General features: G+C 70.7%; 17 protein-coding genes and 1 tRNA gene. 7 read left to right on the top strand and 11 right to left on the bottom strand.

What is annotated here, in order from left to right:
• From BN12_RS08920 to BN12_RS08910, 3 genes are all read right to left on the bottom strand, one after another.
• Positions 1 to 929 (bottom strand): NAD(P)/FAD-dependent oxidoreductase (locus BN12_RS08920; RefSeq protein ID WP_162233073.1); only part of this gene is annotated, 929 nt, incomplete at its 3' end.
• Complete coding sequence (locus tag BN12_RS08915) at positions 926 to 3,010, bottom strand: molybdopterin oxidoreductase family protein (protein ID WP_235432549.1); 2,085 nt, start codon at positions 3,008 to 3,010, stop codon at positions 926 to 928. The genes BN12_RS08915 and BN12_RS08920, both read right to left, overlap by 4 nt.
• 123 nt (positions 3,011 to 3,133) lie before the next feature.
• Positions 3,134 to 4,546: an MFS transporter gene (locus BN12_RS08910; RefSeq protein WP_048556170.1), complete on the bottom strand. Its 1,413-nt coding sequence runs from the start codon at positions 4,544 to 4,546 to the stop codon at positions 3,134 to 3,136.
• Between the two features lie 346 nt (positions 4,547 to 4,892).
• On the opposite strand from BN12_RS08910, the gene BN12_RS08905 reads away from it, so the two are divergent.
• From BN12_RS08905 to BN12_RS08895, 3 genes are all read left to right on the top strand, one after another.
• Positions 4,893 to 5,297 carry a nuclear transport factor 2 family protein gene (locus BN12_RS08905; protein WP_083454520.1) on the top strand — a complete coding sequence of 135 codons (405 nt, stop codon included), beginning with the start codon at positions 4,893 to 4,895 and terminating at the stop codon, positions 5,295 to 5,297.
• A gap of 336 nt (positions 5,298 to 5,633) precedes the next feature.
• Positions 5,634 to 6,854 (top strand): glycosyltransferase, encoded by a 1,221-nt coding sequence (locus BN12_RS08900; RefSeq protein WP_048551808.1) that lies wholly within the window; start codon positions 5,634 to 5,636, stop codon positions 6,852 to 6,854.
• Positions 6,855 to 7,032: 178 nt separating this feature from the next.
• Entirely contained in the window at positions 7,033 to 7,617 is a 585-nt protein-coding gene (locus BN12_RS08895; protein WP_048551806.1) for a TetR/AcrR family transcriptional regulator, read from the top strand.
• A 244-nt stretch (positions 7,618 to 7,861) separates the two neighbouring features.
• Here BN12_RS08895 and BN12_RS08890 read toward each other — a convergent pair whose 3' ends face one another.
• The 3 genes from BN12_RS08890 to BN12_RS08880 form a co-directional block, all read right to left on the bottom strand.
• Positions 7,862 to 10,696 carry a hypothetical protein gene (locus BN12_RS08890; RefSeq protein ID WP_235432348.1) on the bottom strand — a complete coding sequence of 945 codons (2,835 nt, stop codon included), beginning with the start codon at positions 10,694 to 10,696 and terminating at the stop codon, positions 7,862 to 7,864.
• Positions 10,697 to 11,610: 914 nt separating this feature from the next.
• Positions 11,611 to 11,697 (bottom strand) — tRNA-Ser (locus tag BN12_RS08885).
• A gap of 98 nt (positions 11,698 to 11,795) precedes the next feature.
• Positions 11,796 to 12,329 carry a nucleoside deaminase gene (locus BN12_RS08880; RefSeq protein WP_235432548.1) on the bottom strand — a complete coding sequence of 178 codons (534 nt, stop codon included), beginning with the start codon at positions 12,327 to 12,329 and terminating at the stop codon, positions 11,796 to 11,798.
• A 130-nt stretch (positions 12,330 to 12,459) separates the two neighbouring features.
• Between BN12_RS08880 and upp the strand changes: the two genes are divergently transcribed.
• From upp to BN12_RS08860, 4 genes are all read left to right on the top strand, one after another.
• A complete protein-coding gene (gene upp, locus BN12_RS08875) occupies positions 12,460 to 13,098 on the top strand; it encodes a uracil phosphoribosyltransferase (protein WP_048551802.1) in 639 nt (212 codons plus the stop codon).
• Positions 13,099 to 13,466: 368 nt separating this feature from the next.
• A complete protein-coding gene (locus tag BN12_RS25770; protein ID WP_200901179.1) occupies positions 13,467 to 13,634 on the top strand; it encodes a hypothetical protein in 168 nt (55 codons plus the stop codon).
• Positions 13,635 to 13,667: 33 nt separating this feature from the next.
• Entirely contained in the window at positions 13,668 to 14,798 is a 1,131-nt protein-coding gene (locus BN12_RS08865) for a PH domain-containing protein (RefSeq protein WP_048551798.1), read from the top strand.
• Between the two features lie 63 nt (positions 14,799 to 14,861).
• Entirely contained in the window at positions 14,862 to 16,376 is a 1,515-nt protein-coding gene (locus BN12_RS08860) for an APC family permease (protein ID WP_048551795.1), read from the top strand.
• Positions 16,377 to 16,522: 146 nt separating this feature from the next.
• On the opposite strand, the gene pntB is transcribed toward BN12_RS08860, so the two are convergent.
• From pntB to BN12_RS08835, 5 genes are all read right to left on the bottom strand, one after another.
• The gene (gene pntB, locus BN12_RS08855; protein WP_407667819.1) at positions 16,523 to 17,863 is read right to left on the bottom strand and encodes a Re/Si-specific NAD(P)(+) transhydrogenase subunit beta; all 1,341 of its coding nucleotides are present in this window, start codon (positions 17,861 to 17,863) and stop codon (positions 16,523 to 16,525) included.
• 58 nt (positions 17,864 to 17,921) lie between these two features.
• On the bottom strand, positions 17,922 to 19,445 hold the full coding sequence (locus BN12_RS08850) for a Re/Si-specific NAD(P)(+) transhydrogenase subunit alpha (RefSeq protein WP_048551790.1): 1,524 nt from the start codon (positions 19,443 to 19,445) through the stop codon (positions 17,922 to 17,924).
• 184 nt (positions 19,446 to 19,629) lie between these two features.
• On the bottom strand, positions 19,630 to 20,397 hold the full coding sequence (locus tag BN12_RS08845; RefSeq protein WP_048551788.1) for a sunset domain-containing protein: 768 nt from the start codon (positions 20,395 to 20,397) through the stop codon (positions 19,630 to 19,632).
• Between the two features lie 503 nt (positions 20,398 to 20,900).
• Positions 20,901 to 22,547 (bottom strand): AMP-binding protein, encoded by a 1,647-nt coding sequence (locus tag BN12_RS08840; protein WP_048551785.1) that lies wholly within the window; start codon positions 22,545 to 22,547, stop codon positions 20,901 to 20,903.
• Between the two features lie 98 nt (positions 22,548 to 22,645).
• Positions 22,646 to 24,043, bottom strand: a complete 1,398-nt coding sequence (locus BN12_RS08835; RefSeq protein WP_048551784.1) for an FAD-binding oxidoreductase — start codon at positions 24,041 to 24,043, stop codon at positions 22,646 to 22,648.
• Positions 24,044 to 24,487 lie beyond the last annotated feature (444 nt).

Raw genomic sequence — 24,487 nt, 5'->3', positions numbered from 1 at the left:
GCCGCGTCGCCGAGGCGGGCGGCGAGCCGGCGTGACTGCTCCCAGCCCTCGGCGACGAGCCCGGCCGAGCCCCGGGGCGGCTGGGAGCAGTCGCCGATCGCGAAGACGCGATGGTCCGCGGGGCTCGCGAGGGTGGCGGTGACGAGGACGCCGCGATCGGTGGGGAGTCCGGCCGCCACGGCAAGGGCGGTGTTCGGCACCGTCCCCACCGTGAGGACGAGGAGGCTCGCGGGCAGCACCTCGCCGCTCGCGAGCCGGACCCCGGTGAGCGCACCGTCGTGCGCGACCGCGCCGACGGCGGACTGGCCGACCCGGTGGTCGACTCCGAGCAGGCCCATGGCCCGCGCGAGGACGCTCCCGGCCGTCTCGTCGAGCTGACGCTCCATGAGCCCACGGGCGGGATGGACGACGGTGACGCGCAGCCCGCGGCGGGCGAGACCGACGGCGGTCTCCAGGCCCAGGACTCCGGCGCCGAGGACGACGGCCTCCCCGGCATCGAGCGCCATGCCGAGGATGCCGCGCGCGTCGTCGACGGTGCGCAGCGCGTGGACTCCGCGCAGCAGCTCGTTTCCGACGCGGATGCCGTCGAGGCCGGGGATCCGGGCGGCCGCACCGGTCGCGAGGACGAGCTGGTCGTAGCGGTGCCGTGTGCCGTCGGCGGCGACGACGGCCCGGTCCTCGCGGTCGATCGCCGTCGCGGCGACGCCTTGCCGCACCGTGACCCGCTCATGCCGCGCGACGGGCAGGGTGAGGGCGTGCATCGCCGTCGTGCCGGCGATGACGTCGCTGAGGAGGACGCGGTTGTAGGGGGCACAGTCCTCGGCGCCGAGGACGGTGACGCGATAGCGCTCGGCGCGGTCCGCGGCGAGGAGGTCCTCGACGAACCGGGATCCCACCATGCCGTGGCCGACGACGACGAGGCGCGTCATCGCATGCCGTCCTCGCCCGGCGGGGGCGACCCGCCGGCCGGCACGGTGACACCCCTGGAACCGTCGACCGCCGAGCCGGGAGCCGCGGTCGAGGCAAGCCGCACGTCGACGGCGCAGACCTTGAACTCCGGCATCCCGGAGACCGGGTCGGTCGCGTCGCTCGTCACGGCATTCGCGCTGCCTGGCCCGCTCCAGTGGAACGGCAGGAACACCGTGTCGGGCCGGACCCCGTCGGTCACGACGGCGCGGGCGACCGCTCGGCCGCGCCGTGACGTGACGGCGACGAGGTCACCGTCGACGGCCCCGATCCGCAGCGCCAACAACGGATGCAGCTCGACGAAGGGGCTCGGCTGGGCCGTCGCGAGCTCGGCGACGCGGCGGGTCTGGGCACCGGACTGGTAGTGCTGCAGGACACGACCGGTCACGAGGTGGACCGGAGTGTCCGGCCCGAGCACGTCCTGCGGACCATGGTGGTCGACGGCGACGAAACGCGCCCGGCCGCTCGGCGTGGGGAACCGATCGAGGAAGACGCGCGGGGTGCCGGGATGGTCGAGGGCGCCCGTCGGCGTCGCCGGGCAGGGCCAGTAGAGGCCGTCCAGCTCCGCGTCGAGGCGGGCATGGCTCAGCCCGCTGTAGTCGGCCGCCCCGCCCGCGCTCGCGCGGGCGAGCTCGTCGAAGACGTCGGCCGGGTCGACGTCCCATGTGCCGGCGGAGTGCAGGCGCGACGCCAGCTGCGACCAGATCCACAGCTCGGACCGAACCCCGGGCGGTGGCTCGATCGCCTTGCGACGTCTCAGGATCCGACCCTCGAGGGAGGTCATCGTCCCCTCCTCCTCGGCCCACTGGGTGACGGGAAGGACGACGTCCGCGAGCAGCGCGGTCTCGGAGGGAACGACGTCGCAGACGACGAGGAGATCGAGGCTGCGCAGCCGGTCGACGACGCGGTGCGCGTTGGGGGCGCTCACGACGAGGTTCGACCCGTGGACGAGGAGCGCCCGCGGTCCGCCCGGCGTCCCGAGGGCGTGCAGGAGCTCGACCGCCGTGGGTCCCGGCCCGGGCAGGCTCTCCGGCGGGACGCCCCAGACACGGGCGACGTGCTCGCGGGCCGCCGGGTCGGAGATGGACCGATATCCCGGCAGCTGGTCGCACTTCTGACCGTGCTCGCGGCCGCCCTGGCCGTTGCCTTGACCCGTCACCGCGCCGTACCCGCTGCCGACCCGGCCCGGCAGACCGAGCGCGAGCGCGAGATCGATGGCGGCGGTCACCGTCGCCGTACCCTGGCTCGACTGCTCGACACCGCGTCCGGTGAGGATGTATGCGCCCCTCCCGCCGAGATGCGGTGAGGCGGCGGCGAGCCGGCGGGCCACCTCGCGCAGCTGGTATGCGGGGACGCCCGCCACCTGCTCGACCCGCTCGGGCCACCACGAGGCGACGGCACGGCATACCTCTCCGAAACCCTCGGTCCGGTCGGCGACGTAGGCGGTGTCGACGAGACCCTCCGCGACGACGACGTGGAGCAGGCCGAGGAGGACGGCGAGATCGGTTCCGGGGACGGGCCGTACGTGGATGCCCCGACCGCCGTCGGTGAGCGTGGCGGTCGCCGAGACTCGCGGGTCGACGACGAGCAGCCCGCCGCGCTCGCGGACCTCGGCGAGGTGGGTGACCGCCGGCGGCATGGTCTCGGCGAGGTTGCTGCCGAGCAGGAGGACGGTGTCGGCGCTGCCGAGGTCGGTGAGGGGGAAGGGCAGGCCGCGGTCGAGACCGAGGGACCGGTTCGCAGCCGCGGCGGCGCTGCTCATGCAGAAGCGGCCGTTGTAGTCGATGGTCCTCGTGCCGAGAGCGACCCGGGCGAACTTGCCCAGCTGGTAGGCCTTCTCGTTCGTCAAACCGCCTCCGCCGAAGACGGCGACGGCGTCGGCACCATGCTCGCGGCGGAGGGCGCACAGCCGGTCGGCGATGAGGTCGAGCGCGTCTCTCCACGTTGCCTCGGTCAGATCGCCGGCGGCGTCGCGGACGAGTGGCCGGACGAGCCGGTCGGGGGTGGACAGGACCGCTGCGCTCGTCCAGCCCTTCTGGCACATGCCGCCTCGGCTCGTCGGGAAGTCGCGCCCCGCGACGGTGGCGCCACCGGCCGGGGTGGGCGTCACCGCCTGCGCGCACTGGAGCGCGCAGTACGGGCAGTGGGTCGCTGTCGGCACGGGCGCTCAGACGCTCTCGTCGGCGAGCGACCGGCGCGGCGCGGCATACCCGGCATACGTCACGGTCGCCATCGCGAGATAGACCGCGAGGAAGACCCACAGCGCGGGGACAAGCGATCCGGAATGCGTTTGGGAGAAGGCGAATCCGCGAGGCACGAGGAATCCGCCGTAGGCGCCGACGGCTCCGGCGATGCCGATGCAGCCGGCCGCGGTCTTGCGAGCCGTGGCGAGGCGTCGTGGGTCGTCGGACGCGCCGGCACGGAAGACGGCCGGGATCATCCGGTACGTCGCACCGTTGCCGGTGCCGGCGGCGAGGAAGAGCACGAGGAAGGCGACGAAGAACGCCGCGAAGCTGTGGTCGTGGAGACCCCGGATCGCGAGGACCGCACCGACGGCGAGAGCGACGAACGAGGCGATGGTGACGCGCGAGCCGCCGACCCGGTCGGCGACGATGCCGCCGAGGGGCCGCGCAAGAGCACCGAGAAGCGCGCCGAGGAAGGCGAACCAGCCCGGATGACCGGGAAACTGAGTGCGCAGCAGCGTCGGGAACACGCCCGCATACCCGATGAAGGAGCCGAAGGTGCCGAGGTAGAGGACGGAGATGATCCAGGTATGCGGGGCGCGAGCGGCCGCCGCGTAGGCGCCGTAGTCGGCGCGGATGCCCGCGAGGTTGTCCATCCCCCGCCAGGCGAGGACGGCGGCGAGGACGGCGAGCGGGACGAACATGAGACCCGCCCGCTCGAGGTGCACGCCCGCGCCGATCGTGACGACCGCCGGGACGACGAGCTGGACGATTCCGGTGCCGAGGTTCCCGCCGGCGGCGTTGAGGCCGAGCGCCCTGCCCTTCTCCGCCTCCGGGTAGAAGAAGGAGATGTTGGTCATCGAGGAGGCGAAGTTGCCGCCGCCGAGGCCGGCGAGGGCGGCGCAGAGGAGGAGCACGCCGAAGGAGGTGTCGGGGTGCTGGACGACGACCGACAGGGCGGTGCAGGGGACGAGGAGCAGGAGGGCCGAGACGACGGTCCAGTTGCGGCCGCCGAAGCGGGGGACCGCGAACGTGTATGGGATCCGCAGGGTCGCGCCGACGAGGCTCGGCACGGCGATGAGCCAGAACTGCTCGTCGAGGGTGAGGGCGAAGCCGTGAGCGGCCAGGAGCGGCACGACGACGCTCCAGAGGGCCCAGACGCAGAAGCCGAGGAACTCGGCGAGCACGGAGATGACCAGGTTGCGGCGCGCGATGGCCCGGCCGCCGCCGTGCCAGAACGTCGGGTCCTCCGGGTCCCAGTGCTCGATCCATCGGCCGGAGCGGTGCTCTCCTCGGGCCGGCTTCGTCGTCGGCGGGGTCGGATCCGTTGCTGTCGGTGAGGTCGGAGTGGGCGGGACGGCACTGTCCAGGCGAGGGTCGTGAGCGGGCGCTGACATGAGGGTCTCCTGGTCGGACGGCCGGTATGCCGGTGTCCCGGCTGGCATGTCGAGGAGACTTCGTTGCCGCTGTTTCACGGCAGCGGTCGCGCGGTAACGCACCCGTAATTTCTCCCTCACAGCGGATCGATGCCCACTGTGAGAACGGGCCCCGCCGACGGGACGACGGCAGGATCGCGGTGCGCAGCGCCCTGGCCTCGGCTGCGCAGCGCTCGTGACCTCGGCTGTAAGGTCGGCTGATGTCTCGTCGGCTGCTCCTCACCGTCGGTGAGCGCTCCTCACCGTGGGCGGGGCCGGCGGCCTGTCACGAGAACCGCCCAACGACCCACCGACGATGGAGTGACCCGTGACGAGCTTCCGTGACGCCATCGAGGCGCATGACCTGGACGCGATGGAGGCTCTGCTGGCCGACGACGTCGTGTTCCGCAGCCCCGTGGCATACCGGCCCTATCCCGGCAAGGCGATCACCGCCGCCATCCTGCGCGCCGTCAGCGAGGTGTTCGAAGACTTCCACTACGTGCGCGAGATCCGTGACGCCGGCGGGCGCGACGAGGTGCTCGTCTTCGAGGCGAGCGTCGACGGCCTCTCGCTGACCGGTTGCGACGTCCTCCGCTACGACGACGACGGCCGGATCGTCGACTTCATGGTCATGGTCCGACCCCTCCGGGCCGCCGAGGCGCTGTCGCGCCGGATGGCCGCCCGGTTCGACGACATCACGGCCCAGGCCGAGGCGGGCCACCCAGGAGCCTGAGCGCCGTCAAGGGGCCGTCAGGGACCCGTGCGCTTGTGGGGAAGCTGGCACGAGTCGGGGCTCTGGCCAGCTTCCCCAGAAGGAGTGGAGCTCGCCTCTCGATGCAGGCGCCAGCCCGGCGCGCTCCGCGGACGGGCTCACCCGAGGGCAGGCTGTCGGCGACGGCGTGTGGCGTGGCCGGGTCACGGACGCTTGTGGGGAAGCTGGCATGAGTCGGGACTCTGGCCAGTTTCCCCACAAGGCGTCGACCGCCCGTCGTCGGGACGGGCCGGCCTATGGGCATGCCCGGGTTCACTGATATCTTTTGCGAATGGCATTCGCAAAAGGGGAGGTCGGATGAAGGTCCTCATGCTGGCGCCTGGGTCACGGGGCGACGTGGCTCCGGCCGCGGGGCTCGGCGCCTCCTTCGTGGCTGACGGGCACGAGGTGATCGTCGTGGCGGGTGCCGAATACGGGGAGCTCGTCACGGAAGCCGGGTGTACGCATGCGCCCATCGACGCCCGTCTCACCCCGGACCTCGACGGCAACGGCGAGGGCGCCGGAGTGAGGGCGCACCTCGCAGCCCTCCGCAGCTACATGGAGGCAGCCGCCTCTGCGGCCCTCGCTGCCGCCGACGGCGCCGAGGCGGTGATCGCCAACACCATCTCGCCGTACGGTCATGACATCGCCGAAGGACTCGGGGTTCCCTCTGCAGAGGCTCTGCTGCAGCCGTCGTACCCGAGCGGCGCCTACCCGCCGATGGTCGCCAGCGCGCGAGACCTCGGCCGCATCGGCAATCGCCTGGCCGGGCGCCTCGCGCAGCGCGTCAAGACGCCGTACGACCCGGCCTGCGCACGCGTGCGATCCGAGCTGGGCCTGCCGCCCGAGAGCCGCCGGGTGGCTCAGGCGCGCCGCCGGAGGGAGGGAATGCCCGTGCACCACGGCATCAGCGCCGTCGTGCTGCCGCGACCGTCCGAGTGGCCCGCCGAGCTGACGCTCGACGGGTTCTGGTGGCCTCCGGCGCGGGACGACTGGAGTGCGCCGGAGGAGCTCCGTGGGTTCCTGGGGAGCGGTCCGGCCCCCATCGTCGTCACGCTCGGGAGTATGCCGGGTGGTCCCCGCGTCGCGGACGCGATCACCGAAGGCCTGCGGACCGCGAGGGTCCGCGCCGTCCTCCAGGGCTCCGATCTGGTCGGCGTTCCGTCTCGGCTCGATGCCGGACACGCGGTCCACGCGGGCGACGTCCCGCACGAATGGCTGTTCCCGCAGTGCTCGGCCGTCGTCCATCATGCGGGTGCGGGGGTGTCCTCCGCGGCCTTGCGCGCCGGCGTGCCCTCGGTGCCGTTGCCGATGCATACCGACCAACCGTTCTGGGCGCGACGCCTGGCGTCGCTCTCGGCGGCCACTGCGCCCGTGCCGCTGAAGAAGGTGACGGCCGACGTCCTCGCGGACCTGATCCGCACGGCGACGACCTCGGAGCGACTCCGGGAGGGGGCGCAGGGCCTGCGCGACGCGCTGGCCACCGAGGACGGCACCTTGCCCCTGCGCTCCTGGCTGCGATCCTTGGGTATGCGATGAATGCGGTTGCGGGAGAACGGCCGGCGAGTCGTTGCGCCGGCCCGTGCATGCACGCCGGCCAGGCCGTCTTGCGTGCGGAAACTCGGGAGGGGTCGACGGCGCGGTGCCTGACGAGGTGATCTGGCTGCGACCGTCCGGCTCCGGACGAGGCCGTCCTCCGCGTCATACCCGCTCGGCCGTGACCGCCGCGGCGATCCGCGTCGCCGATCGGGACGGGCTCGACGCGATGACGATGGCCAGCGTCGCCACCGAGCTGGGGACGGCGCCGGCCTCGCTCTACCGCCACGTGGAGAGTCGTGACGAGCTCATCGATCTCATGGTGGACGACGCGGCCGGTGCCTACGACCTGCGGCCCGCGAGTGGGGACTGGGTCGCCGATCTCACGGAGCTCGCGATGCAGGGCGTGGCCATCCACCGGCACCACCCATGGCTCCACGACGTCGTGGACACCCCGACGATGGGGCCGAATGCCTTGGCGCTCACGGAGGCCTTCCTCGGCATCCTCCACGACCACCCCGCGAGCGGCAGCCAGAAGCTCGTTGCCTTCGCGGTCTGGAACTCGCTCATCGGCTCGTTCGCCCGATCCAGCTCCGGGAGACCTGCGTCGGACCGGGCGAGGAGGCAGGCGGCATACCTCGGGCAGGTCGTGACGGCCGAGCGGTACCCGCACCTCGCCTCCGTCGTGCCGACCGGGTCGGCAGACCCGGATGACCTCTTTCCCACGGTCGTCGACGGCGTGATGCGGGGACTCCTCGGCGGATGAGGACTCTCGGTGTCAGTACTCGACGGGACTACTCGTCCAGTGAAGGGTGCATGCAATGTCGCCGCGAGCCTACCTGCGGCGTGCCGGCGCCCCCGTGGGATGTCGTACGCCGTAGTCCGAGTGCGACGGATCGCCCACACCTGATGCCGCTACGCCGTGGGCCTCTCATGGGGGTGAGGGACCGTGAGCGCCTGTGGGGACCGGCTATCACGACCGGTCCCACAAGCGCTCACGTGTGAGGCTGCTACTCGCACCAGTTGAGCTGGCCGCTCCCCTTCTTGAGCAGCGGGATGTTCGACGTGGTCAGGTAGGTGTTCTCGAAGTACGGCTCGACGGCGCCGACATTTGTCGTCGCGTTCGGCGAGGTCTGGAGGTTGATCGGCCCCGCCAACTGGTCGGCTGTCGCGGCCGGCAGCCCGAAGAGCGTGTGGGACCCGAAGGTGTCCGGGTCCGTGATCAGGCCGATCCAGGACTGGGCTCCTGCCCCTGCCCAGTACGCGTTGTGGTCGCTGTTGCTGAATGGATCGCTGTTGCCCCCGGGCCATTCCGTGTTGACGCAGGAGAGCGGGTTGTGGAGCGAGGCGGGACCGGTCCACTTGGTGTACACGGGGGCCATGAGCGTGCCCCACAGGTACTGGTTGACGCCGTACTCGGTGGCCGTCTCGACGATCTTCTCGGTGTTCCCGGAGAGCGCGTACTCGGCACCGAGCAGGTGCGCTCCCTGCATCAGCTTGACCGGGTCCGACGCGAGGAAGTCACCGTAGACGCCGAACTCCTTCGAGGCGTCGTTGAGCTCCGAGGCCAGGGTGGCCGCTGCCGTGTCCTGCGTGACCTGCTCGATGCTGTTGACCTGCGTTCCGGGTCCGCTGTTGGGCTGGAACATGCCCATCAGCTTGAGCATGCCGGAGAAGAACCTCAGCTCGGGAGCGACGAAGCCCACCGCGCTGACGATGTTGGTCAGCTCGTTGAGCACGTTCATTGCGTTGGCGTCCGCATTGGCAGAGGACTTGGGCAGGTTCTTGAGGATGTTGTCACTGATCGTGCCTGCTTGCACGATCGCGCTGTCCGTGGCGTCGCCGAACAGCTTCTGGTAGTCACCGATCTCGGAGCGGATGATCGCGGCGTCCGCGAACTCGACCTTGATCGCCTTCTGGACGGTGCTGAAATCCGTTGCCGTGTATCCACCCGCGGCTCCCTGGCTCGCGTCGAATGACAGATCCCCGACGTTCGTCCCTTCCGACGACAGGACGATCGAGTCCGCGTTGCACAGCGCGCCACGCAGCGGATCGGGGGCGTTCGGGCACAGGAACGTGGAGGGGTCGGCGGGGATCAAGCTACCCGGGGCGTTCACCAGCTCGCTCTCGATGTCGTCGAATGCCGCCTGCTCGGCACCTGTCGGGGCCCGCAGTCCGCCGCTGCCGTCCGGCACCCAGTCGTTCCAGGATGACGGCGCCTGGTAGATGAGCTGCGTCAGCTCGTCGCTGCCGTTGACCTGGGCCGTGGAGGCCGAGGTGGTCGTCATCGGCACATCGTCGTTCTGGGTCTGGTCGCGGACCAGCAGTGACTGCAGCACACCGGTTGCGCCGCGTTCCGAGCTGGACTCCTGAGCGAGCCACCTGACATTGCCGCAGATCGGGTCGCTGGGCGAGCTCGAGCCGCCGCTCGACGTCGACGAGGCGCAGCTCTGGCCCGTGTAGCGGGCGCTGACCAGCGCGTAGGTGTTGTCGGGGAGCACCGAGTTGCCAATGCGGCTGACCACGTCGGCGTTTCCGCCGAGTGATGCGATCGCCTTCGTGAGCGGCCCCGTGGGATCGATGCCTGGCAGCTTTCCGAAGCCCTGGAGCACGACGGTGACGTGGCCGTCGCTGACCGCGTCGGACAGGGCGGTCGCGAGCCGGCTCTCGGTGGTGGCGTCCGCGGTCGTATCACCGACCAGTGAGTAGGCGGCAGCAGGCCCGGTCGGCTCGCCGACATTGTTGAGCGTCAGCAGCTCGAACCCGCCGGTCGCGCCACTCGACAGAGAGACGGGGTAGGACCTGTCGCCGACTGTCATCGTGTTCGTGGTGGCAGTGTCACCGTGTTGCCGCGTCTGGACGTCGAGCATGTCGCTGTCGGTCCAGGTCGCGGGGTTCACTCCGGCCGCCGGTTCCAGCCATCCGTGCAGGTTGGTGTTGCAGTTGCCGTCGCCGGGGCAGTCCGCCATGCTCTCGTTCTCGCCGACCTCGCGGGTGCCGATCCAGATGCGGGAGCCGTTGGGTTGTCCGGCGAACGAGACGTTGTGGTCCTTCCACACCGCGATGGTGACGGTGCCGTCCTTCGGCGCGACCTCGGTGCCGTCCACGCTGGACGCGACGGGCGCGAGCGTCGCGGCGTTGAGCTGCACGATGATGGCCGATCCCGTCGTGAGCCTCGAGGTGTATGCCGTGCCGGCGGCATACATGGTGTTGTGGGTGGTGCCGCCGTCCACCGACTCCAGGTCGGTTCCGACATACAGTCCCTGTGCGCCTATCGCCGGAGCGTCATCGGCCCCGAGCCTGCCCGAGCCGATCGTGTGCTTGAAGGTCCAGCTCTTGGTGGCGACGCCGCCATGGCGTTCCTGGACGGACAGCGTGACATGGTTGAGGCCCGAGCGGAGACCGGACAGCTTGGTCAGCTGCCAGCTGTGGGCCGTGCTGAAACCGGGGTCGTTGACATCCCCCACCGCCGTGCCGTTGACCACGAGGGTCGCCGTGGTGGCCGCCGTCGTGCGGGCGGTCACCGTGACGGTGCCCCCATCGAGGTTCCGGGTGTGCACGCTCTTCAGCAGCCCACGCATGGTGTGGCCGACCGTGAATGTCTCCGCGGCGGAGCCACCGCTGCCGTGTCTGGTCAGTGCCTGCACGAGCAGTCGATGTGTGCCGTTGCCGACCAGGTGGGCGGGGAGGCTGGCAGTCCAGCGACGGCCATGACGACGGAACCTGCTGGAGATGTTCTTCGTCCCGATGAACGCATTGATCCCGGTGACGTCGGCACCGGTGCGTACGGTCACCGGGACGGAGTTGCCGGTGATGACGCGTGTGGGCGAGGGTGCGGTGATCACGACGCCGTTCGATGGTGCGACGGTCGCCGCAGATCCGTTGGCGGCGGCGTGCGAGGCCGGAACGGTCGCCGCCGATGCGCTTGCGACGGAACCACCCATGGCCAGCGCCGCGACAACCGTGACGACCGCGGCCGAGCGGCCACGGGGGAGACTGGACGTGAGGCGTCGGCGGAAGGCGGCACCGGTCGACGGCGGCTGAGGGCTGGGGCTGATGGTCATGAGTGGTGTCCGTTCCAGGTCGTGAAGATGACGGGTGCGCTCCACCGGAGACGCTTCGAATGCGGGTGCCGTCGAGCGCAGCTCGGTCTCGAGCAGGCGCGTCGACCGGCCGAGGCTGCGCGATCTGTCCCGCAGCTGTTTCCAGACGAAGAGCAAGAGGGTGGCGATCCCGATAAGGACCAGGTGAACTGGAGAGCGTCCATGGGGAGTGAGTCCTTCAGCGCGGGTGTCGGGGCCTCTCCCCGACGGCGTGACCACACACTGTGAGGGGGCGCTCACATTTGGCTCACATCGGCATGACAGCCGTGGAGATGGCCGACGTCGGTATGCGGGTCCGTGCGTCGTGGGTGGCGGAGTCGCGACCCCTCACGAGGGGGCAGCGGCTCTGCCCACACTGAAGGAGCTGGCCGGGGGCGTCGGCAGAAGGCGGGAATTGCTGAACTGACGGAGGCGCCTGCACCGACCACCGACCACGACTGGACAGCGGCGCACACCAGCGAGCTGCGTCAACCGCCTTCAGGGCGTGTCAGTCACCCACGAGCGCAGCGACGCGAACGTCGACGAACGGGGAAACGCCTCGACGAACAACGGTCGTCCTGGGCAGCTGGCCTACCGACGAGGCCGCAATCTTGGGCCACGCAACGATAACGCCGGCCCAGACACAAGGCTTGGGCCGGCGTTTCCGCTGGTCAGAGCGGTGGCGGTGGGATTTGAACCCACGGAGGGCGTGAACCCTCACACGCTTTCGAGGCGTGCTCCTTAGGCCGCTCGGACACGCCACCGCGGAGCAGGCTACCTGTCGCCCGGCCACCCTGCGAAATCCGATGCCGGCCGGGACGGGCGGACGGAGAAGTTGCGCGCGGACGGAGCAAGTTCTCCGTCACGAGGGGATTTCTCCGTCCGCGTCGCGGATCGTGCCCTGATTCGCGTCGTCGTCGGCCGCCGGTCCGGCAGCGCCGGGGGCATCGCCCCTCCCGCGCTGGCCGGCGAAGAAGTCGAGGAGGAGGGCGGCGCACTCGGCCTCTCGGATACCGCCGACCACCTCCGCTCTGTGGGTCGCCCGGCGGTCGCGGGGGATGTCCCAGACCGAGCCGCACGCGCCGAGCTTGGGGTCCCACGCACCGAACACGACCCGCGACACCCGCGCCAGCATCAACGCTCCCGCGCACATGGGGCACGGTTCCAGGGTCACGGCGAGGGTGCACCCGTCGAGCCGCCACCTCCCGAGCGACCGGGCGGCGGCCCGCAGCGCGACGACCTCCGCGTGTGCCGTCGGGTCGAACCCGGATGTCGCCGCCTCCCTCGCATTCCGGCCCCGGCCGACGACGACGCCAAGAGAGTCGACAACGATCGCGCCGACGGGCACGTCGCCGGACTCGGCCGTGCGGCGGGCCACGGCGAGCGCGAGACCCAGCCACTCGGCATACGACTCCGCCGTGCCCGGCGCGGGGGAGGGGGACGGGACGGTGACACCGGACCGCGCCGGCCCGAAGGAGCCCTCCTGAGGAGGCGGTGAGGTGGGCGGCACACGGTAAGTTTCGCCCATGCGCGTCATCGTCGCGGACCACCCGCTCATCACGCACAAGCTGACGTACCTGCGCGACGAGCGGACCGACAGCCCGACGTTCCGCCGGCTCGCGGAGGAGCTCGTCACCCTGCTCGCGTACGAGGCGACGCGGGACGTGCGGACCGAGCCGTTCTCGATCAACACCCCCGTCGCGCCGACCGTGGGCATCAAGCTGGCCAACCCCAAGCCGCTCGTCGTCCCCATCCTGCGCGCCGGGCTCGGGATGCTCGAGGGCATGGTCCGGCTCCTGCCGAGCGCCGAGGTGGGCTTCCTCGGGATGATGCGCAACGAGGAGACCCTCGAGGCGGTCACGTATGCCAACCGCCTCCCCGACGACCTGTCCGGCCGGCAGGTCTACGTCGTCGACCCGATGCTCGCGACGGGCGGGACGCTCGCGATGGCGATCGAGTACCTCGCCGAGCGGGGCGCCCGCGACATCACGTGCGTCACCCTCCTCTCGGCGCCCGAGGGCATCGCAGCCGTGGAGCAGGCGACCCGGACGATCTCACCGCCCGTGACGCTCGTGACCGGTGCCGTCGACGAGCGGCTCAACGAGCACGGGTACATCGTTCCCGGGCTCGGCGACGCCGGCGACCGTCTGTACGGCGTCGTCTGAGGGGTCGTTCCTCGGGCCGGTATGCGGGTGTTCGCCGGGCGATGCGCCATGGCCTGGGGGTGGTGCACAGGCCCCGATTGGGTGGCAGACCGCCAGGTCGGGCGAGCGTGAGGAGGGGCGGGTCGGCTGGGTGTGGTGCACAGGCCCCGATTGGGTGGCAGACCGCCAGGTCGGGGGAGCGTGAGGAGGGGCGGGTCGGTCGGGTCTGGTGCAGAGGCCCCGATTGGGTGGCAGACCGCCAGGTGCGCGACCGGAGGAACGTTCGGCGCGCCTCGGTCGCCACACCCGTCACAGGAGACACACTGTGGCGTGACCTGTGCGTGCAGGGTGCATGCTGGGCCGAGCGCGAGGAGAGGATCTGCGTGACGATGCCACCCATCAGGAAGATCTTCATGTGGTTGGTGGTGATCTTCGTGCTCTACGCCATCCTCACCTCGCCGACCGAGGCTGCGAACATCGGCAGCAACATCGTCAACATCCTCAAGAACGGCATCGAGAACATCTTCACCTTCTTCGACTCGCTCCTCGGCCACTGAGCGGCGAGCCCGAGAGCCTCCGCCTCGACCGCCATGGCCACCCCCCGCCGCACCCTCATCGCCACGGAGCGGACCCTCGACGAGCAGTATGCCGAGGGTGAGGAGGAGCTGGTCCGGACCCGGCGCCACATCTTCATCCTCCTCAAGCCCATGGTCCGCGCACTCGTGCCGACGGTCCTCGCGACGTGGTACACGCTGGAGATCCCGACGTCGGGCCACGTCGCGAGCTTCCTGTGGTTCGTCGCGATGGGCCTGTGGCTCTGGGTCGCCTGGTGCGAGGCGGAGCGCCGCCGCAACGTCTTCGTCATCACGACGAAGCGCATCCTCCTCTACGAGGGCATCGTGACCCGCAGCGTCCCCATGATGCGGCTGTCGAAGGTCACCGACCTCACCTACCACCGCACCGTCCCGGGCCGGATCTTCCGCTACGGCACGATCGTCATCGAGAGCGCCGGGCAGGAGCAGGCGCTCAACACGATCACCTTCCTGCCCGAGCCCGACACCGTCTTCGCCATCCTCAACGGCGCGCTCTTCGGCGAGAAGGCCCGCGAGCGCTCCCTCGAGGGTGTCGGCATCATCGGCCACCGTCGCCAGAAGACGAAGAAGGTTCGCCGCCTCGGCCCCGGCGAGCCCGGGGACGGCCCCGACGACGGCCGGGGAGGCCCTGGCGGTTCCGGCGATCCGAGCGGACCCAGCGGCGGCCCGTCCGGTCGTGGCGGCGGAGGGTCCGACGGCGGAGCATCCGGTGGCCGGGGGAGTGACCGGCCGCGAACCCGCCGGCCCGGCCAGAACCGCACCCCCGGTTCCGAGCCGCACTCGCCGATCGAGGACTACGGTGCCTCGAGCGACGACGACGGGCCGTTCCTGCGGGGGACGTCCCCGGCATACCAGCTCTCCGGGCACGAGCTGGATCCGCCGACGCCCCCCGGTGACTGGGCCGACGACGAACCCCGGACGGGCCGCCCGCGCGGCGCGTCCGCATACGATCCCGATGCCGACCCGACCGACATCCCACCCGCCGGCTACCGACCCCGCTGGCAGCGGGTCACCGACGAGGACGACGGCACGACGATCTACCGGTCGCCCGACCGCCGGGCCCGGAGCCCTCGTGACGAGGACACCGGCCCCATCCCGATCGAGGAACGCCGCCCGCGCTACACGTGAAGGAAGGGACGCCAGGGTCTAGTGTGACGTCAAGCGGGTCGTCGTCGTTGTGGAGGGCTGCACATGAGCGTCATGCGGACCAAGGGCATCGAAGAGTCGATCGCCGAGACCGACGAGCCGGAGTACGCGCTGAAGAAGAGCCTCGGCTGGCTCGACCTCACCGTCTTCGGCATCGGTGTCATCATCGGCGCCGGAATCTTCACCTTCACCGGTGTGGCGGCCCAGGCGTATGCGGGACCCGCCATCGCCATCTCCTTCGTCGTCGCCGCGATCGTCTGTTGCCTCGCGGCCCTGTGCTACGCGGAGTTCGCCTCGACGGTCCCGGTGAGCGGGTCGGCATACACCTTCTCGTATGCCAGCCTCGGCGAGATCGTCGCGTGGATCATCGGGTGGGACCTCCTCCTCGAGCTCGCCCTCGGCGCCGGCGTCGTCTCCCAGGGCTGGTCCTCGTATGCCAACCTGCTCCTCAACGACATGGGCATCCACCTGCCCGACGCGCTGGCCCCGAAGGGCAGCGACAACCCGGGCGGGCAGTTCAACCTCCTCGCGTTCCTCCTCATCGCCATCCTCACCGCCCTCGTTGCGTGGGGGATCAAGGAGTCGCTGCGGGTCAACATGATCCTCGTGGGGATCAAGCTGTTCATCGTCGTGTTCGTCATCATCGCGGGGATCACCTTCATCAACACGGCGAACTGGAGCCCGTTCATCCCGCCGTCCACGGCGACCCCACCGGGTCAGGGCATCACCCAGCCGCTCATCCAGGCGATCCTCGGCTGGACGCCGAGCACCTACGGCATCGGCGGGATCTTCGCCGGGGCCGGCATCGTCTTCTTCGCCTACATCGGGTTCGACGTCGTCGCGACGACGGCCGAGGAGGCGAAGAACCCCCAGCGTGACCTGCCGATCGGCATCATCGCCTCCCTCGTCATCTGCACGATCCTCTACGTCCTCGTCGCGCTCGTCATCACCGGCATGGTGCCCTTCAGCAAGATCGACCCGAACGCCGCGCTCGCGACCGCGTTCAGGGACGTCGGCAAGAGCGGGTTCGCGACGATCATCTCCTGCGGCGCTGTCGCCGGTCTCACGACGGTCGTCATGACCCTCATCATCGGGGGGACCCGCGTGCTGTTCGCCATGAGCCGCGACTGGCTCATGCCGCCCGGGATGGCGCGCACGAATCCCGCGACGGGAACGCCGATCCGGATCACCATCGGCGTCGGGATCGTCGTCGCCTTCATCGGCTCGTGGCTCGGCAACCACGTCGACCTCGAGGAGATGGTGAACATCGGCACGCTCGCCGCGTTCACCCTCGTCTCCATCTCCGTCCCGGTCCTGCGCAAGAAGCGGCCCGACCTCAAGCGGGCGTTCACGGTGCCGTGGTCGCCCGTCGTGCCGATCCTCGCCGCGGTTGCCTCGATCTACCTCATGCTCAACCTGTCGATCGAGACGTGGATCCGCTTCCTCGTCTGGATGGCGGTCGGGTTCGCCATCTACTTCGGCTACGGCTACCGCAACAGCCGCCTCGCCAAGGGCGAGTCCGGGCGGAGCGCAGCTGCCGAACAGGTCCCCAGCCGCTGACTCGCTGACCGATCGGTGCCGGCTGGCGGTCTGGCACCCGATCGGGGCCTGTGCACCACGACGCCACGACCTCACCCACTCGCCACCCGCTGACCGACCGTCGGAGCTGGCGGTCTGGCACCCGATCGGGGCTTGTGCACCACTCGTCAGAGGGCGGTGACGATGTCCTCCACGCGCTCCTTGGCGTCGCCGAAGAGCATCTGGCTGTTCTCCCGGAAGAAGAGCGGGTTCTGGACACCGGCATACCCCGTCGCCATCGACCGCTTGAAGACGACGACGTCCTTGGCCTTCCACACCTCGAGAACCGGCATACCGGCGATGGGGGAGGACGGCTCCTCGGCGGCCGAGGGGTTGACCGTGTCGTTGGCTCCGATGACGAGGACGACGTCGGTGTCGGGGAAGTCGTCGTTGATCTCGTCCATCTCCTCGACGATGTCGTAGGGGACCTTGGCCTCGGCGAGCAGGACGTTCATGTGGCCGGGCAGGCGGCCGGCGACGGGGTGGATCGCGAACCGGACCGCCGTGCCGCGCTCGCGGAGCCGGCGGGCGAGCTCGGCGACGGGGTACTGCGCCTGGGCGACCGCCATGCCGTACCCGGGGGCGATGACGACCGACGAGGCGTCGCGCAGGAGCTCGGCGACGTCCTCGGCATTCGTCTCCCGGTGCTCGCCGTAGTCCTTCTGCTCGCCCGACACCTGCCCGTCGCTCCCGAACCCGCCCGCGATGACCGAGACGAACGAGCGGTTCATCGCCTTGCACATGATGTAGGAGAGGATCGCACCCGAGGACCCGACGAGCGCGCCGGTGATGATGAGCAGGTCGTTGGACAGCATGAAACCCGCCGCGGCCGCAGCCCATCCGCTGTAGCTGTTGAGCATCGAGATGACGACGGGCATGTCGCCGCCGCCGATCGAGGCGACGAGGTGCAGTCCGAATGCCAGGGCGAGGACGAGCATGACGAGCAGCGGGATGATGCTGCCGGTCAGCACGTAGACGACGAGCAGCACCGCCGACACGATGAGCACGAGCAGGTTGAGCAGATGTCGGTGCGGCAGGACGAGCGGCTTGGAGGAGATCCGGGCGCTCAGCTTGAGGAACGCGATGATCGACCCGGTGAAGGTCACCGCCCCGATGAAGATCCCGAGGAAGACCTCGACCTCGTGGATGTTCTCCAGCGACGGCGGCAGCTCGCCGGTCGCGAGATGGGAGTTGATGCCGACGAGGACGGCCGCGAGACCGACGAAGCTGTGCAGCATCGCGACGAGCTCCGGCATACCGGTCATCTCGACCCGCAGAGCGCGCCAGATGCCGATCGCGGCCCCGATGGCCATCGCGGTGAGGATGAGCAGCGCCGTCTGAAGGATGCCGATCGAGGTGTCCCGCAGGGCCATGGAGATCGTCGCGACGAGGGCGATGACCATGCCGACGACGCCGAAGACGTTGCCGGCCTTGGCGGACTCGTGCTTGGAGAGCCCGGCGAGGCTCATGACGAAGAGGACGGCGGCGATGATGTAGGACGCCTGGACGAGGGTGGTCGACACCGGTTCAGCCCTTCCGGAACATCTGGAGCATGCGGTAGGTCACCGCGAACCCGCCGAAGATGTTGATGCTCGCGACGACGATGCCGATGAACGCGAGCGCGGACACGAGCCAGTTGTCGCTGCCCACCTGCAGGAGCGCGCCGACGACGATGATGCCGGAGATGGCATTCGTCTCGGACATGAGCGGGGTATGCAGGGCGTGGGCGACGTTGGAGATGACGTAGTAGCCGACGATGACGGCGAGCGCGAACACCGTGAAGTGGCCGAGGAAGGCGGACGGCGACACCGACGCGACGAGGGCGAAGACGACGGCGGCCAGCGCCATCGCGACATAGCGGCGGCGCGGGTCCTTCGGCTTCTCGACCTTCGGCTCGACGACCGGCGCGGGGGCGGCTGCCGGAGCGGCCGACACCTGGACGGGTGGAGGCGGCCACAGGACTTCGCCGTCCCGCGCGACGGTCATGCCGCGCTGGACGACGTCGTCGAGGTCGAGCCGCAGCTGGCCGTCCTTGTCGGGCGTGAGGAGCTTGAGGAGGTTGACGAGGTTCGTCCCGAAGAGCTGGGACGCCTGGGTAGGCAGCCGGCCCGCGAGATCCGTATACCCGATGATCCGTATGCCGTTCTCCGTCGTAACGATCTCGCCCGCCCGGGAGCCCGCGACGTTGCCGCCGTTGGCCGCGGCGAGGTCCACGATGACCGAGCCCGGCCGCATCGAGGCGACCATCTCCTCGGTGATGAGGCGCGGCGCCGGCCGACCGGGGATGAGGGCCGTCGTGATGATGATGTCGACGTCCTCGGCCTGCTCGGCATACAGCTGCGCGGCCTTGCGGTCGAAGTCCTCGCCGGTCTCCCTCGCATACCCGTCGGCGCTCGGACCGGTGTCCTCTATGTCGATGCGCAGGAACTCCGCGCCCATCGACTCGACCTGCTCACCGACCTCGGACCGCGCGTCGAAGGCGCGGACGATGGCCCCGAGGCTGCTCGCGGTGCCGATGGCGGCGAGGCCGGCGACGCCGGCGCCGACGACGAGGACCTTGGCCGGAGGCACCTTGCCGGCCGCCGTGACCTGGCCGGTGAACAGCGACCCGAACTCGTGGGCGGCCTCGACGACGGCGCGGTAACCGGCGATGTTCGCCATCGAGGAGAGGACGTCGAGGGCCTGGGCGCGAGAGATCCGCGGGACGGCGTCCATGGCGAGCGCCGTGACGCCCGCTCGGGCGAGCCGCTCCACGAGGTCGGGGTTGAGGGCCGGGGCGAGAAGGCAGGCGATCGTCTGGCCCCTGTGCAGCCGGTCGATCTCGACAGGGTCGGGCGCGTTGATCTTGAGGATGATGTCGGCGCCCCAGACGTCCTCGGCGACGGTCGCGCCGGCCTCCTCGTATGCCGCGTCGGAGAACGCCGCCCGGCGCCCCGCTCCGGACTCGACGGTCACCTCATACCCCAGGCCGATGAGCTGCCCCACGGTCTTGGGGGTCGCGGCGACCCGGGTCTCCCCGGCCAGGGACTCCTTCGGAACACCGATGCGCACAGGTCTCGTCTCTCTCGCGGTGACGCCGTGACGGGCGGGTCCCAGTGTGCCAGTCTCGTCGGACAGGAACGGTGTGTCGTCCGTCATCCAGCGGACGCCGAGATCGGATCGTGAGGAACGCCCGCCCGTCGCCTCGACGGTCGCCGGTTCAGGGTGAGCCGTCTATCGGGTGGTGGGGTCGCGCTCAGTCGCCGGCGCGGGAGAACCCGGCGCGCTCGGCGGCCTGCGGGTCGGTGAACCAGACATGCGGTGCGGCGCTGTCGTACCACGGGTGCCCGGGCGCCATGTACGTCTTCGTGTCGTTCCATGCCTTGACCGGGTGGCCGAGCGGGATCGCGCCGCTCGCGAGGGGTGCCGCGGAGCCGACGCCGTACCCGCCGTCGCGGATCTCCTCCTCGGCGGGCTGGACTCCGGCGGGCTCTCCCTCGGCGGGTTCGGTGGGCTCGGTCCCGGGGGCTTGTTCGTCGGCGGGTCTGGAGTCAGGCTGCGGCTCGTCGTCGGTGGGGGCCGGTGAGGTATGCGATGGCGTTTCCGCGGCGGTCTCGTGGCCACCGGACGCCTCGGGTGTGCTCGGCGCCGCCGCAGGCTCGGACGTGTCGGCGCTGGCGGGGGGTTCGGCCTGCGGTGCCTCGGGAGCCTCAGTGCGGGCGGGCTCTTCGGAAGATTCGGGTGTCGCAATGGGCGCGGTCGCCTCGGCAGGGGTAGCGGCCTCCGGTGGGGTGGGTACTCCCGGAGCGGAGGGTGCCGGGGAAGGTGTGGACGTGTCGAGCGGTCCCGAGGACCGAACCGGCTCGGGAGGCTCGATGGGCGCGGGTGGTGCGTCCGGCGCCTGAGCGGGTCGGGGTGGCGTGGGCACGGGGCGACCGGCGCTGGTCTGCGACCGGCCGCGCAGCTGCGTCACGACGAGATAGGCGACGATGAGTACGCCGAGAACCAACAGGAAGACCTTCATCGAATAACTCCATCGTGCCGACACGCTGTCGCCGCCAACTTACCGTCCGTCCTGTTTCCTCCCGACCGCTCCGTCCCAGCTCGGCTCCCGAGCCGTTCCTCGCCCACCCTCGTGACCGGTGGCATACGTCCGGGGTGGATGCACGGGATTCGCCTGCCGGGCAACGCTTCCGAAGGAGTGGAACGACCGGAGGGTGGTGCAGAGGCCCCGATCGGGTGCGAGATGGCCAGGTGGGGTGGTGCAGAGGCCCCGATTGGGTGCCAGAGCGCCAGCCGCCCAGCCGGGCCGGGAGGTCAGGATGGTGCACAGACCCCGATTGGGTGGCAGATGGCCAGGTGGGGTGGTGCAGAAGCCCCGATTGGGTGCCAGAGCGCCAGCCGCCCAGCCGGGCCGGGAGGTCAGGATGGTGCAGAGGCCCCGATTGGGTGGCAGATGGCCAGGGGGTCGTGGTGCAGAGGCCCCGATCGGGTGGCAGATGGCCAGGGGGGAGGTGGCGGGGGATGTCAGTCGGTGGCGCCCTCGAGGCCGAGCTCGACGACCGACGTCCGGCGCATCTCGACCTTGCGGACCTTGCCGGTCACCGTCATGGGGAACTCCTCGACGATCCGCACGTACCGAGGGATCTTGTAGTGCGCGAGCCGGCCCGTCGCATACGTCCGGAGCGTCTCGGCGGTGAGGGGCTCGGCGCCCGGCCGCATCCGGATCCAGGCGCACAGCTCCTCCCCGTACCTCGGGTCCGGCACGCCGACGACCTGGGCGTCGAGGATGTCGGGGTGGGTGTAGAGGAACTCCTCGATCTCCCGGGGGTAGATGTTCTCGCCGCCGCGGATGACGAGATCCTTGATGCGCCCAGTGATCTCGACGTACCCGTCCTCGTGCATGACGGCGAGGTCGCCGGTGTGCATCCACCCGTCGCGGAGGACCTCGGCGGTCTTGTCGGGCTGGTTCCAGTAGCCGAGCATCACCGAGTAGCCCTTCGTGCAGAACTCCCCGGCCTCGCCGCGCGGCAGGGTCTCGCCGCTGACCGGGTCGACGACCTTGATCTCCAGATGCGGGCAGACCCGCCCGACGGTGCCCACCTTGCGCTCGAAGGAGTCGTCGGTGCGGGTCTGCGTCGACACCGGCGAGGTCTCCGTCATGCCGTAGCAGATCGTCATCTCGGTGATGCCGGAGTCGATGAGCTTGGTCATCATGCTTGCGGGACAAGGTGATCCGGCCATGATGCCGGTGCGGACGGTCGACAGGTCGTAGTCCTCGAGGTCGGGCAGCGACCACTCGGCGATGAACATCGTCGGCACGCCGTAGAGGCTCGTGCAGCGCTCCGTCTGGACCGCCGACAGCGTCGCGGCGGGGTCGAACCCGGGTGCCGGGATGACCATCGTCGCTCCGTGACTCGTGCACGCGAGGTTGCCCATGACCATGCCGAAGCAGTGGTAGAAGGGCACCGGTATGCAGACCCGGTCCTCCTCGGTGTACCTGCAGATCTCCCCGACGAGGTAGCCGTTGCCCAGGATGTTGCGATGCGACAGGGTGGCGCCCTTGGGGAAGCCGGTGGTGCCCGATGTGTACTGGATGTTGATCGCGTCCGTCGGCGACAGGCCGGCCTGGATCTCCCGCACCTGGTCGGGCGAGACGCGGTCCGCGGAGGCGAGCAGCTCCTCCCACCGCTGGGTGCCGAAGTAGACGGCGTCGCGCAGGTCGGGGCAGTCGCCGCGGACCTCCTCGACCATGTCGGCATACGCGCTCGTCTTGAACGACTCGACCCCGAGGAGGAGGGAGATCCCCGCCTGCTCCAGGACGTAGGCGACCTCATGCGTCCGGTATGCCGGGTTGATGGTGACGAGGATCGCCCCGATCTTCGCCGTGGCGAACTGGGTGACGGTCCACTCCGCGACGTTCGGTGCCCAGATGCCGACCCGGTCCCCGACGGCGACGCCGGAGGCGAGGAGCGCCCGGGCGAGCCGGTCGACCTGCTCGGCGAACTCCGTGTACGTCCACCGGATTCCCCGGCTCACGTCGACGAGGGCCTCGCGGTCCGGCCAGCGGGCCACCGTCGCGTCGAGGTTGTCGGGGATCGTCTCCTCCAGGAGGGCCGGGGTGTCCTCTCCGACGGTATGCGAGAGGGCGGGGTCGAGAGCGGCGGCGGACATCGTCGTCCTTCCTCTGGGGGTCGGCACGGTCGCCTCCATCCCACCGCGCCGCGCAGCGCCAGGCAAGGCCTCCAGGACCACCACGGCGTCGGGGTGGCTCAGAGGATGGCGCCGGGGTTGAGGATGCCCTGGGGATCGAGGGCGTCCTTGATCCGGCGGGTCAGCGCCATGACGTCCGGACCGAGCTGGTCGGGGAGGGCGGCCTTCTTGAGCCGGCCCACCCCGTGCTCGCCGGTGATGGTGCCGCCGAGGCCGATGGCGAGCGTCATGACCTCGCCGAACGCCTCGTGCGCCGCGGCGACGGACGCGGGCGACGCGGCGTCGTGGACGACGATCGGGTGGGTGTTGCCGTCGCCGGCGTGGGCGACGACGGGGATCTCCAGACCGTGCCGGGTGGCGATCTCCGCGATGCCGGCGAGCAGGTCGGGCAGGACGGGGACGGGGACGCCGACGTCCTCTAGGAGGATCGCCCCGCGACGCTCGATGGCGGGGAAGGCGGCCCGCCGAGCGGTGAGGAAGGCCTCGCCTTCGTCGGCGTCGTCGGTCACGAAGCACTCGGTCGTCCCGGCCTGCCGGCATACCTCCTCCATCGTCGCGATCTCCAGCGCGGCGGCCGCTCCCGGCGCGTCGGACTGGGCGAGCAGAAGGGCGCCCGCCGACCGGTCGAGGCCCATCGCGCGGTAGTCCTCGACGGCGTTGACCGACACGGTGTCCATGAGCTCGAGGAGGGCCGGCCGGATCTCGGCACAGACGCCGACGACGGCGCGCGCCGCGTCGGACACGGAGGCGAAGGTCGCGACGAGGGTCGAGCGCTCCGGCTGGGCCGGGACGAGCCGGAGGATGGCCCGCGTCACGACCCCGAGCGTCCCCTCGCTGCCGACGAAGAGCTTGAGGAGCGACAGGCCGGCGACGTCCTTGAGTCGCTTGCCGCCGAGGGTGACGAGGGTGCCGTCGGCGAGGACGACGTCCATCCCGAGGACGTAGTCGGTCGTCACGCCGTACTTCACGCAGCACAGCCCGCCGGCGTTCGTCGCGACGTTGCCGCCGATGGAGCAGATCTCGAAGGAGCTGGGGTCGGGTGGGTACCACAGCCCGTGCTCGGACGCGGCCCGCTTCACCTCGGCGTTGAGCGCGCCCGGCTCGACGACGGCGACCCGGCACGCGACGTCGATCTCCACGGCGTTCATCCGGTCCAGCGAGAGGGTCACGCCGCCGTCGACGGCGAGGGAGCCTCCCGAGAGGCCCGACCCCGCGCCCCGAGGCACGACCGGTATGCCGTGCGCCGACGCCCAGCGCAGCGTCTCCTGGACGTCGGCGGCCGTTCGCGCCCGGACGACGGCGAGCGGCATACCGGCGCTCGCGTCGGCCGTCCAGTCGCGGCGGTACGCCTCGATCGTCTCGGGCCGGGTGACGACGACGCCGTCCCCGAGCCGGGCGACGAGCTCGTCGACGGCGGTGCTTCGGGACGGGGGGCTGCTCGCGGCGGCGGTGCTCACGGGTCCTGCCTATGCCAGCGCCCAGGGTGAGCGCAAGGCCGGGCCGGCGGAGGGCTCGCACCGCGGTGAGGGTGCACCGGGCGGCGGGAGAGCCCTTGCTCCCGAGCTGGCGCCACCGCATGCCGGTTGGCTGCCGGGTGTCGGGTCCCTGAATATCGGGTGCTCGACCTGCCCCGATCGCCCGAAGGGCGCTAGGGTCCGAGAGTGCGGCTGCGAGGGGCAGCGTGAGCCGCACCGACACCGAGACGACCTCACCCGAGGAGACCTCCGTATGCCACGCACCCGTGTCCGCCGACTGCCCTGGCTCCGCGCGTCCCGCGACGGCGGCGAGCCACATCCACGTGACGGCCGTGGATCTGGAGCCCGCTCCGCCGGGGCGGCCCTCACCGCCGCGGCCACGATCGTCGTGGGCGTGGCCGTCGCCCCTCCGGCGGGGGGCGGCGG

The sequence above is a fragment of the Nostocoides japonicum T1-X7 genome (assembly GCF_001046855.1).
GTDB lineage: Bacteria > Actinomycetota > Actinomycetes > Actinomycetales > Dermatophilaceae > Nostocoides > Nostocoides japonicum.
The sequence above is the reverse complement of the archived record's forward strand: the minus strand, read 5'-3'. Positions and strand labels throughout refer to the sequence as shown.